Genomic DNA, 10,634 nt, shown 5'->3' with positions numbered 1-10,634 from the left:
GTTTTTGCCGCCGGCGACTGCACCGATAGCGCCTACAAACAAATTGTTATTTCGCTGGGTTCGGGGGCCACCGCCGCACTAGGGGCTTTTGATTATTTAATTAGACAGGGCTAGCTAAATTAACCCCCTTTGCTAACGAAGGGGGTTTTGATAGCTCTTACTTAAAAATCGAAGATTATTTTTTTAAAGTTTTCAAATATCTCTTCACCGGCAGGTTCGGCATTAAGGTTATATAAACACCCTTGCCGGGTGTAATAATCTATTAAAGGGGCCGTTTTTTCGTTATATTCGGCCAATCTTTTTTTAATGGCTTCAATTTTATCGTCATCACGGGTGTAAAGCTCGCCGCCGCATTTATCGCAAATACCGGCCACTTTAGGTTTGATATTATCGCTATGGTAAGTAGCCCCGCATTGGCGGCAAACTAAGCGCCCGGCCAACCGTTTAATAACTGTTTCTTCGCTTACCACAAAGTTAATAACGGCATCTATCTGCACGATAGCGCTTAGGGCTTGGGCTTGGTTAATAGTACGCGGGTAACCATCTAAGATAAAACCATAGGCTAAATCGCCTTTATTAAATCTGTCTTTTACTATCTCGTTGGTAAGTTCATCACTTACCAATTCACCTTTAGCTAAAATAACCTGCACTTTTTGGCCCAGCGCCGTGCCTTCTTTAATGTTAGCCCTAAAAATATCACCGGTAGAGATATGCACTATATTTAAGGCCTTAGCCATAGCGGCAATACTCCCTTTTCCGGCGCCCGGCGAGCCCAAAAAAATTAAATTTTTTAGCACCTTTTTTCTCCTCTTTCCCCGTAAAAGGATAGCACACTTTTGCCTTAATGGCAAGCTAGAGTTATCGTCTTTACAGAGTAAGCCTTTAGTTAATTTTTAAGGTATCTTTTAAAGCCCAGCGGCTTAGCCAAAGTAAGTAGCACAATTTTAGCATAAACATAACCGGCAATAACACCTACCACAATATCGCTAAAATAATGCACATTAAAGTACAACCTTGATAAAGCGATGATAGCCGCTAAAGCAAAAATGGGCAAAGCTTTATTCCTAAAAAACGAAACTAAAAAGAAGGCGGCGGCAAAACTACTGCTGGCATGGCCGGAAGGAAAGGCGTAACCGCTGGGCGGCGGGCTAAGCAGCATCGCTAAGTTATAAGTAACAAAAGGACGCGGCCGGGCAATTAACGGCTTAAGGAATAAATCGTTAGCCACTATCATTACCAGCATGGTAGCAAATAAACCGTAAGCAATAGGGCGGGTTTCGCGCCTAAACCACAAACCTATACCCATGCCTAACCAAATATAACCTTTATCGCCGGCATGCGTAAAAATGGCCATTAAGCTGGCTACCATACCGCCGCGCGGCATGGCCTCGATAAAATTCATAATAGCAATATCTATAAACATTTAAATACCCTCAAAATATTTATTACTAACAATGTTTATTGTAATAGATATAGCCAAATTTGTCAAGGCGCATATGGCAACGGGAGTGCCACACTAGTGTACTTTGTCATTACGAGCGTAGCGAAGTAATCCAGCTTAATTCATTGCATTTAAATGGATTGCCACAACTTTCTGCGAAAGTTTCGCAATGACAAAAAAGTTTCAAGTACACTAGTGTGGCACTCCCCGAGCCTTTACTATACTTTACTAAAAACCTTATTTATGCTATAATTAGAAGATAAATTTAAAATGGAGGACGCTAAATGAGCCACGCCTTATTATTAATTGATTGCCAAAACGATTTTATTGATGACCCTATTAAGGCCGGCAGCCTTGCCGTACCGGGTAGTTACGGTGATATGCAGCGTTTAGCCGCCTTTATTAGCAGGCAAGGCGATAAACTGGCGGCCATTTACGCCAGTATGGATATGCACTCCCCTTACTCCATCTTTTTTCCGAGCTTTTGGCTGGATAAGGATAATAACCAACCTAACCCCTTTACTGTTATTACTTTAAATAATTTAACTACCGGCCAATTTAAACCGGCCGACCCCAAATTAAACACTTGGGTGCAGTATTATTTAACTAAACTGCAAGAAGTTGGCCGTCCTTTAATTTTGTGGCCGCCGCATTGTTTAGCTGGGGCCGCCGGCAGTAATATCCACCCTCTGCTTAAAGCCGCTATCGATGAGTGGGCTATTAACCGGCAGCAAGAAATTAACTCTATCTTTAAGGGACAAAATATCTTATCAGAATTTTATAGTATCTTTAAAGCCGAAGTAGCTATTAATACAGATAGTTCTACTCTTGTAAACCAACCATTGCTCGATAAACTTTGTCGTTACGATAAAGTTTACATCGCCGGTGAGGCTTTATCGCATTGCGTACGCGCTACTATCGAAGATATTATCGCTTACGCCCCGCCGGAGAAGCTGCCTCATTTTACTTTAATTAGCAACTGTAGTTCGCCTGTCGCCGGCTTTGAGGACGAAAGCCTAAATTTTATCAAAAAATTGGCCGGTTATGGCCTAAATTGTTTAGATAGCAGCCAAATAAGCCTAAGTTAATGGATTATATCCCGGCTAAAACGATTGTGAATAATAGCCCCTCACCTGCTTGGTTTGGCGTTCATTATAACATGAATATCTATCGCGGCTGCTCCTTTGGTTGTATCTACTGCGATAGCCGCAGCCTTTGCTACAAAATAGAAAACTTTGAAAAAATACGGGCCAAGCACGATGCCCTGTGTATTATCCGAGCCGACCTTTTAAAAAAGCGCAAAGTGGGCGTTATTGCTACCGGAGCAATGAGCGACCCTTACAACCCCTACGAAAAAGAGTTAAAGCTAACCCAAAATGCCCTCGAACTCATTAATGCCTACGGTTTTGGAGTAGCCATTGCTACTAAAAGCGATTTAATTAGCCGTGATGTAAGCGTCTTAAAAGATATACAAAGTAAAGCCCCTGTCATCATCAAATTAACCCTTACCACCGTAAGTGATAAGCTGGCCGGCCTCATCGAGCCGCACGCTCCATCACCCAGCCGGCGTTTGGCGGCTTTAAAAACTTTAACCGGCGAAGGCCTTTATGCCGGCATTTTAATGATGCCCATTTTACCTTTTATTACCGACAACCCCGAAGCGATAATTCATTTGCTGCAACAAGCTAAAGAGAACGGGGCGCGTTTTATTTATCCCTCGTTTGGGGTAACTTTACGGGCCGGTAACCGCGACTATTTTTACCAAAAATTAGATGAACGCTTTAGCGGCCTAAAACAAAAATATATTAACCGTTATGGCCAACGTTACAGCTGCCAAGCGCCTAACAGTAAAAAATTATGGCAAATCTTTAGCGAAGAATGCCAAAGATTGGGGTTATATTTTAAAATGGCCGATATAATTACCGATTATAAACAAGCTTACCGCAAGCGGCAGTTAAGTCTCTTTGTAGAAGAGCTTTAATTAATCTTCAGCGGCCGGTACAAGCGGCATAAAAAAATCTTCTGCAGCGGCACGCGGCAGTAGTTGACCATTAATATCTAAAGCAAAGAGCTGCAATAATAAGGGATACCTTGTGAGCAGCTGGCCGTATTGCTCCAGCAGCTCAAGACGGGCGGCTTGCTCGGCACGGTTATTTTCAGTTTGTAAAGCCTGCGCTTCGGTAGCTAAATCGACGGCTCTGGCCCTAGCCAAAGCGGTGCTCACGGCCAGCTGGTAAAGCTCGAGGTTAGGCAGCTGGAGAGTAAAACTTAAATTATTAAATTGCAGGCCGCTAAAACGCTGCATTAAAGCGGCATTAAGATGCGGCACCAAAACCGAGCTATCGGCAAACAATTCTTCGGCCAAGCTGGGCACAAGAGTACTCATAAAATTAGCAATGATGGCCGCTTGGGTAACATAGTAACTAGCTTGGTCATCGGCCTGTAACTCGCCGCTATTAAGGGCAGCCAAAGCCCCTTCTTCGGTTAATCTAAACCATAAGTTTCCGCTTAAACTATAGCTAAAGCTTTGCTGTATTTGCTCTAGGCTAAGATTTAAATCGTTATGCTCTATAAAAAAGATACGGCTAAATAAATCGGTGTTAGGTAAATTATTTTGACTGCTAACGCTAACCTCGTGATAAACGGCAGGCACAATAACTAAACGGTTATAAAAAGGCAGCAAGTTACGCGCTTGCCATAAGCCGGGCTGGGCGATGCTATAGCCGCTGCGGCCAGAGAAAAAACCATAACTTTGAGCAGGCACCGTTAAGCTGGCGTAACCAATTAACAAAACTGCCCCCAACAAAATAATTAAGCTAAGCACTACAGCTAAAAAACGTACTAATGTTTTCATAGCTTAATTATACTAAATAAGTTAAGACCCTGCAAGTGGCTTTTTGTTAATTTTAGCTAAAACTTTAACTTTTATAGCACAACTTAGCTATCATCGATAATTTATTTATTCCTTATCAGCCGGCTGCCTCTTGACAGATTAACTTAATTATACCATAATAACGACATAATCGGAGAGGTGTCTGAGTGGTTTAAGGTAGCGGTCTCGAAAACCGTTGTATAGGCAACTGTACCGAGGGTTCGAATCCCTCCCTCTCCGCCTTAAGTTCTTGTATTTAGTAATATTTTTTAGTGCGCTAGCTCTTTCATTCTTAATAGCCCGCGCTGCTGGCGCGGTTAAGGTCTTTTTTATACAGCTCTTCGTAAACAAAGCCGCGTTTACGCAAAGTTTCGCGCCGTTCTTGGCTAAAGGGAGTATTCCGCCAAAAAATGCCGCGCACTTCGCGCTCCAGCTTTTGCATACCTTCACTTTCGCCGGTTATCCATAACACATAGTTGGCCACAAAGTGGGCACGCAAATCGCCCTTAAGTTTTTCATCACTAAAATATTGGTAGTACTGCCCCGTTAGCCCCTCCTCCATCCAGTAGTGGGCGGCCATCTCTTTGGCCGTTTCCCAGCGTAACATACCTAAGGCCGTAATGACCGCCACTTTAACATCGGGGGTAAAAATGGGCACAGCGATACGCCCCCTGCTTGTAGCTTTATTATGGCGCTCGTAGGGTTCCCAACATACGCCCATAGTACCGTAACAAGGCACTAAAATAACATGCGGCGGCACGCGGTTTACCTGCCGCCTAAACTCGCGCCTAAAAATGTTGACATCTACCTCTTCTACCCAAGCCATTGTTTTAACGACATTTTCGCGGGTGGCGATAAAACGTAAATCGCTGTTAAAAAATTGGCTGGCCAAAATAGGAAAGTGATTCCCTTGCCGCCCTACAGACATACGCGCTATCGATTGTATCTGGCCGGCCTCTTGCTTAATAACGCTGGTATCCATTACCGCACCGCTGGTGCCGGCTATCTCTAACTGGCGTTTCGCTTCTTTTATACTTTCCACCGTGTTACTGTAGTTACTATAATCTATTTTATATTGCCGTGATGAATTACCTAAATTGCGCAATACCGCTACCACATCACTCATCGCTTTAAGCTGCTCTTCATCAAGAGGTAAAGTTATTTCTTTTATTAAGTTACTAGGCTCACGCCTTAAAACCGCACTGCTTAATTGCTCAAAAGATTTTAAAATAGTCTCCCGCTCAAGGTAACTGTTAAGCAAACTTTGCTTTAAAGCTTCTTCTTTGCCTTGTAATTTTTCCAGCTGGGTTTTTAATTTGGCAATAATGGCGGCATCACCGCCTTCGCGTTTGGTAGGGGCTTCATCGGTGGCTAAGGGGTTTACTTCGCTTAAAGCCACCATCTTTACCCACTCATCACAGTACCATACGGCTTCGTCCACACGGTTATCCAAAAAGATACTGCTTACCGCCTTACGATGTTCGGGCTTTAATAACAAAGGCAGCAAAGCGCCGTAACGCAAAAAGAGTAATTTTTCCAGCGGTAAATCAGGCTCATTTAACTTAGCCATTATTTGTTTGTGCAGCTCCCAAAAGTTAGCCGTTACCCGCCCTTTGTACAGCGATTTATCGGCGCTATCGGTAGCTTTAAGATAAGCCGTTAAGTTTTTATGCAAACTTTTAGCCATCTCTCCTTCGTTTTCCAACACATTTTTGTAAAAATCTTCTTTATCAAACCAATCATGCGGCTCGCCATGCATCTCGGTAACCGCCGTAAAGGCGGCTTTTAAGGGGTTAGCGGCTTTAGCCGGCTCTTCTTCATGGCCAAGTTCGCTATAAGATGGAATATCTAAAAAATCTTCTTCACTCACAATTTACTCCAATATAACTGTTAATTTACTTTAAAATGCGCAAGGTAAGCCCGATAGCTGCTCTCTATCAATTCTTCTAGGCTGCTATGCTGCACCTGCCATTGTAACATTTTTTGCGCTAATTGACTAGTAGCCACCAAGCCTGCCGGGTCGCCGGCACGACGCTGGGCAATACTATAAGGAAGAGTTTTACCGGTTATCCGGCAAGCCGCTTCGTACATTTCTTTAACGCTAATCCCCGTCTCACTGCCCAAATTTAAGAGAATATTTTTATTATTATGCCGAATATATTCTAAAGCTTTTAAATGAGCGCTAGCTAAATCGCTTACATGAATGTAGTCGCGCACGCAAGTGCCATCGGGGGTGGGATAGTCATCACCAAAAATCTCCAGCTTAGTGCGTCTGCCAACGGCCACCTCCATAATGATAGGCAGTAAGTTAGCCGGGTTTTGCTCCAGCCCTTTGATACGGCCCGCACTATCATAGCCACAAGCATTAAAATAACGCAAACCGGCGTAGTTTAACCCCAGTAACTGGCTGTACCAAGCCATAAATTCCTCTATCTTAAGTTTGGTAAAACCGTAGTAGTTGGTAGGGTTTTTAAGGTGCTCTTCATCGATGGGCAGATATTGCGGCTCGCCAAAAATAGCGGCGCTGCTGCTAAAGACAAGATGTTTTACATTATTTAAAGCCATAGCATTTAAAATATTAAGCGAACCCTCAATGTTATTGGTAGAGTATTTTTGCGGATTCACCATACTTTCGCCCACCGCCTTACTGGCCGCTAAATGGATAACGGCATCGTAACCGGCTAAAACTTTGTTAAGAACAGCTTTATCTAAAATATCGGCCTCGTGCAGCTTACTTTCTTTAAAAATATTTACCCGCTGGCCGGTACTAAAGTTATCGTACACATCAGCCTGATGACCCTGCTGTAAGAGCTCTAAAGCTACGTGGCTGCCGATATAACCGGCGCCGCCTATCACTAATACCTTCATACTGAACTCCTTTTTCTATTCTCCCCAACCATTACCTAATTCCCAATGACTACTTATAATTGTTTCTACAGGCACATCTAACAAATTAAACTCTTCTTTCACAAGGCTTTCAATATATTCTCGCCCATAATCATCTACCCAGCTACCACACATAAGTTCAAAAGTACCATCTTTACGTTGAAAAACCCTTCCACGTGGCACTGCTGTGTAATCTAGCCGAAAAATACCGAGTGGTTTGTTACGCCCCTGTAAGGAATATCTGCGTTTGTTCCACCAATCTTTATGCAAAGTTCTAATGGTTCTTACACCATTACTATTAAATACAGTATCTTCAGCGTTGACTTTATTTACCCCAAACAATTCATCTTCCTCAGCTAAATACCAAAAAATACCTATCTGAGGCTCATCTTGCTTATCAAAGTTATCACGCATACACTCCATATATATATCCATCTCTTTCGCTGTTTTTTCCACTACCATTTTTAAAGCTCCATCTTTGCATTTTAAATATTTTCGCCTAATTTAGTATTATTTCTTTAATTAAATTATATTTTAAATTATAAAGTTCTTCACTTAAATTTACCTTATACAAATGCGGTTTACTTAGGCGTTTATGCTCGGCAGAAAAAGTGGCCAAATTTTGCTGATAGTAACTTCGGCTGCGTCCTACATCACTTAACAGTTTACCCTCTTCAGTAAGCCGCCCATTCAGTACCATTGGCACTAACAGTGGCCGCACCGTGTAACTACCGGCCTCGAAATAAGTTTTAGATAATCTATCCTGCTCGGCCGTAATAGTTATATCGGCAGCAGCCAACAATTTTTCTTTATCGCTATCAGATTGCAGGGTGATTAAATCGGCCCTAGCCTCGCCATTTTGATAGATACGATAAAGTTCCTTACGCGCCGGCGTGAGGGTTTTGGCCCGGTCGCCCGATACCTTAATAACGGCTTGCCCATCGATACTCACCAGCTTATAAACGCCGCCAAAGCAGGGATTATCACGGCTTACCGCAATGGCATCGCCCACACCCACACTATCAAAACAGGCTCCCTGCAAAATTAAATTACTAATAGAATATTCATCTAGCCCGTTAGTAAGCACAATCTTAGCTTTAGTTAAACCGGCTTCATCAAGCTTCGCCCGTGCCCGCTTACTTTGATAGGCAAGGTCGCCGCTATCTATTCTTATACCAAAACCACCAATATAATCATTGCTTATGCCATTATCTTGAAAAGCTTTAATGGCGTTGGGTAAACCGATAGCGAGGCTATCGTAGGTATCAATTAACAGCAATAAACTGTTGTGCCTTTTTTTACGCACCTCGATAAAGGCTTTAAAGGCGGCATATTCGGCCTTACTACCCACACCAAAGGCCTGAATATAACTGTGGCTCATCGTACCGACGGAAGGTTCGTTGTATAAATATTCGGTAGCCAGCGCGCTATGGCCGGCACAGCCGCCAATTAAAGCCGCCTTTGCTCCCAGAGCCGCCCCATCAAAACCATGGGCACGGCGCGGCCCAAAGGCCAGCACCTGTCGCGGCGCAGCGGCGCGGCTAACGCGGCTAGCCTTACTAGCAATGGCCATTTGGTAGTTCATGGCGTTAAGTAGCGGTGTTTCCAAAATTTTAGTGGAAAGTAAATCGCCCTCTACCACCATGATAGGTTGGTTAGCGTAGGCCAGTTCACCTTCCCGCATGGCGTAGATATTACCGGTAAAAGTAAGATTAACAAGGGCTTCAAGCAGCTCTTCTTCGCGGATAATTTGGCTAAAGACGGCGCGTTTTTCGCTAGCGGGCGTATTATTCAGGCTCTCTATTAGCCGTACCACACTCTCCACGCCGGCCACAACGGTAAATCCGCCATCTTCACTTTTCCTAAAGAAATAATCAAAGGCAGCTTGCCGGTTTTGCCAGCCCAAACCCACCAGCACATCGCTTTCGGTGTATTGGTAGCGGTCGCTGTTAATAAAGCGGGTAAAATCATCTAAAATGGTCATTATTTAGTAAGTATAACATAAGATAGCCCAATGAACAAAGCAAAAAGTGAAAAGTTTTCCCTTTATTTGTTGCTGTAATGGGTACGGCATTCAACAATTTCTAGCTGCTCGTTTTTAATACGGAAAAGAAGCCTATTTTGTTCATCAATCCGTACACTGTATAACCCACTTAAATCACCTTTTAAAGCTTCTGGCTTACCCATACCGTTATAACCATTTCTTTCAATATCTTGTATCAATTTATTGATACGTTTCAAGGTCTTTTTATCCTGCTCTTGCCAGTAAAGGTAGTCCTGCCAAGCTTTTTCACGCCATATTTTATTCATTACTCTACCTCAATCAACTCGTGAGGCGTAAGTATCTCTCTTCCTGCATCTATATCTCCCATAATTTCACGTAACCTTGCCATATTCTCTTCACTATAAAAAGGGTCTTCTTCTGCGGTTACCTCAAAGGGAATTCTGCGGTCTTGCTTTACTTTTGTAGCAAAAATGGTGAAGGCCGTTGTCAGGCTCATACCCATCTCTTTACAAATTTGCTCTACCTCTTTTTTTAGATTTTCATCTATTCTAAAGTTGATTGTTGTTTGTGCCATAATTGTTACCTCTTGTAAATCAATATAAAAATTTTTAATAGTTATTTCTCGCGGTAATGACTTCCGCATTGAAAAATTTCAAGTGTATCCACCCACAATTTTAAAGATTAATCTATTTTTTTCATCAATACGCACACTATAAAGACCACTAAAATTATCTTTAAGCGGTTCGGGCTTACCTATACCATTATACCCATTACGCTCAATATCTTGTAATAATTTATGAATACGTTTTAAAGTTTTTACATCTTGTTTTTGCCAGTAAAGATAATCTTGCCACGCTGCATCATGCCATGATTTAATCATCTTCTACCTCAATTAATTCATGCGGGGTTAATTTTGCTTTACCTGTAGCCAAATCATCAAGCGCCAAACGCAACTGCCTTAAACTAAGTTCATCGTAATAGGCGGCAGTATCTGTCTTTATCTCTAAAGGCAAACGTTCTTCTCTAACCGCTTTAGCAGCAAGAATAGCTAAAGCTTCTGTCATTCCTAAACCTACCTCTTGACAAAGACGTTCTAACTTTTTTTTAATGTCTTCATCAAGACGAAAACTTATCAATGTTTCCGGCATAGTTGTTGCTCCTTTTAAAAGAAGATAGCATATCGTAAAGCGTTTGTCAATAAATTGCTTTATCAGACATAAATTATTTATATATTAGCGATATGTCTCTTAAAACAACAAACCCCTCAAAGAAGAGGGGTTTTAAAAAGATTGACAAGCTACGCTTGCGATGACAAAGAAGCAAAGGGAAGAGAGATACGATTGTGCGGGGTTCGCAGTATACACTAACTGCGTATTACCTTTCTCGCAGAAAGGAGGTGATCCAGCCGCACCTTCCGGTACGGCTACCTT

12 protein-coding genes, 1 tRNA gene and 1 pseudogene are annotated in these 10,634 nt (G+C 42.5%); 3 read left to right on the top strand and 11 right to left on the bottom strand.

Features of this window, described 5'->3' with window-relative positions; translation table 11 throughout:
* Positions 1-161: 161 nt before the first annotated feature.
* The gene (locus FWE37_07665) at positions 162-737 is read right to left on the bottom strand and encodes a nucleoside monophosphate kinase (GenBank protein ID MCL2520855.1); all 576 of its coding nucleotides are present in this window, start codon (positions 735-737) and stop codon (positions 162-164) included.
* 149 nt (positions 738-886) lie between these two features.
* Positions 887-1,423: a phosphatase PAP2 family protein gene (locus FWE37_07660; GenBank protein MCL2520854.1), complete on the bottom strand. Its 537-nt coding sequence runs from the start codon at positions 1,421-1,423 to the stop codon at positions 887-889.
* Between the two features lie 302 nt (positions 1,424-1,725).
* On the opposite strand from FWE37_07660, the gene FWE37_07655 reads away from it, so the two are divergent.
* Complete coding sequence (locus FWE37_07655) at positions 1,726-2,529, top strand: hypothetical protein (protein MCL2520853.1); 804 nt, start codon at positions 1,726-1,728, stop codon at positions 2,527-2,529.
* Positions 2,529-3,422, top strand: coding sequence for a radical SAM protein (locus tag FWE37_07650; protein MCL2520852.1), 894 nt, complete (start codon positions 2,529-2,531; stop codon positions 3,420-3,422). The genes FWE37_07655 and FWE37_07650 overlap by 1 nt, the downstream gene beginning before the upstream one ends.
* On the opposite strand, the gene FWE37_07645 is transcribed toward FWE37_07650, so the two are convergent.
* Positions 3,423-4,295 carry a hypothetical protein gene (locus FWE37_07645; GenBank protein MCL2520851.1) on the bottom strand — a complete coding sequence of 291 codons (873 nt, stop codon included), beginning with the start codon at positions 4,293-4,295 and terminating at the stop codon, positions 3,423-3,425.
* 171 nt (positions 4,296-4,466) lie between these two features.
* Here FWE37_07645 and FWE37_07640 point away from each other — a divergent pair.
* Positions 4,467-4,553: transfer RNA gene (locus tag FWE37_07640), tRNA-Ser, on the top strand.
* A 52-nt stretch (positions 4,554-4,605) separates the two neighbouring features.
* Here the strand turns inward: FWE37_07640 and FWE37_07635 are convergent.
* From FWE37_07635 to FWE37_07600, 8 genes and pseudogenes are all read right to left on the bottom strand, one after another.
* Positions 4,606-6,183, bottom strand: coding sequence for a hypothetical protein (locus FWE37_07635; protein MCL2520850.1), 1,578 nt, complete (start codon positions 6,181-6,183; stop codon positions 4,606-4,608).
* 20 nt (positions 6,184-6,203) lie between these two features.
* Positions 6,204-7,181, bottom strand: a complete 978-nt coding sequence (gene galE / locus FWE37_07630) for a UDP-glucose 4-epimerase GalE (GenBank protein MCL2520849.1) — start codon at positions 7,179-7,181, stop codon at positions 6,204-6,206.
* 15 nt (positions 7,182-7,196) lie between these two features.
* On the bottom strand, positions 7,197-7,661 hold the full coding sequence (locus FWE37_07625) for a hypothetical protein (GenBank protein ID MCL2520848.1): 465 nt from the start codon (positions 7,659-7,661) through the stop codon (positions 7,197-7,199).
* 37 nt (positions 7,662-7,698) lie between these two features.
* Positions 7,699-9,183 (bottom strand): nicotinate phosphoribosyltransferase, encoded by a 1,485-nt coding sequence (locus tag FWE37_07620; GenBank protein MCL2520847.1) that lies wholly within the window; start codon positions 9,181-9,183, stop codon positions 7,699-7,701.
* Positions 9,184-9,245: 62 nt separating this feature from the next.
* Positions 9,246-9,509 (bottom strand): Txe/YoeB family addiction module toxin, encoded by a 264-nt coding sequence (locus FWE37_07615; GenBank protein ID MCL2520846.1) that lies wholly within the window; start codon positions 9,507-9,509, stop codon positions 9,246-9,248.
* Positions 9,509-9,778 (bottom strand): type II toxin-antitoxin system RelB/DinJ family antitoxin, encoded by a 270-nt coding sequence (locus FWE37_07610; GenBank protein MCL2520845.1) that lies wholly within the window; start codon positions 9,776-9,778, stop codon positions 9,509-9,511. The genes FWE37_07615 and FWE37_07610 overlap by 1 nt, the downstream gene beginning before the upstream one ends.
* 41 nt (positions 9,779-9,819) lie before the next feature.
* A pseudogene (locus tag FWE37_07605) lies at positions 9,820-10,084 on the bottom strand (Txe/YoeB family addiction module toxin).
* Complete coding sequence (locus tag FWE37_07600; GenBank protein MCL2520844.1) at positions 10,077-10,352, bottom strand: type II toxin-antitoxin system RelB/DinJ family antitoxin; 276 nt, start codon at positions 10,350-10,352, stop codon at positions 10,077-10,079. Before FWE37_07600 ends, FWE37_07605 begins: the two are co-directional and overlap by 8 nt.
* Positions 10,353-10,634: the final 282 nt, after the last annotated feature.

The sequence above is a fragment of the Spirochaetaceae bacterium genome, from assembly GCA_009784515.1.
In the GTDB taxonomy this organism is placed as follows: domain Bacteria; phylum Spirochaetota; class Spirochaetia; order WRBN01; family WRBN01; genus WRBN01.
The sequence above is the reverse complement of the archived record's forward strand: the minus strand, read 5'-3'. Positions and strand labels throughout refer to the sequence as shown.

Bases quoted from the DNA above. Each gene is read 5' to 3' on its own strand.
- FWE37_07665 (MCL2520855.1), bottom strand. From the start codon at position 737: ATGGCTAAGGCCTTAAATATAGTGCATATCTCTACCGGTGATATTTTT.
- FWE37_07660 (MCL2520854.1), bottom strand. From the start codon at position 1,423: ATGTTTATAGATATTGCTATTATGAATTTTATCGAGGCCATGCCGCGC.
- FWE37_07655 (MCL2520853.1), top strand. From the start codon at position 1,726: ATGAGCCACGCCTTATTATTAATTGATTGCCAAAACGATTTTATTGAT.
- FWE37_07650 (MCL2520852.1), top strand. From the start codon at position 2,529: ATGGATTATATCCCGGCTAAAACGATTGTGAATAATAGCCCCTCACCT.
- FWE37_07645 (MCL2520851.1), bottom strand. From the start codon at position 4,295: ATGAAAACATTAGTACGTTTTTTAGCTGTAGTGCTTAGCTTAATTATT.
- galE (MCL2520849.1), bottom strand. From the start codon at position 7,181: ATGAAGGTATTAGTGATAGGCGGCGCCGGTTATATCGGCAGCCACGTA.
- FWE37_07625 (MCL2520848.1), bottom strand. From the start codon at position 7,661: ATGGTAGTGGAAAAAACAGCGAAAGAGATGGATATATATATGGAGTGT.
- FWE37_07620 (MCL2520847.1), bottom strand. From the start codon at position 9,183: ATGACCATTTTAGATGATTTTACCCGCTTTATTAACAGCGACCGCTAC.
- FWE37_07615 (MCL2520846.1), bottom strand. From the start codon at position 9,509: ATGAATAAAATATGGCGTGAAAAAGCTTGGCAGGACTACCTTTACTGG.
- FWE37_07610 (MCL2520845.1), bottom strand. From the start codon at position 9,778: ATGGCACAAACAACAATCAACTTTAGAATAGATGAAAATCTAAAAAAA.
- FWE37_07600 (MCL2520844.1), bottom strand. From the start codon at position 10,352: ATGCCGGAAACATTGATAAGTTTTCGTCTTGATGAAGACATTAAAAAA.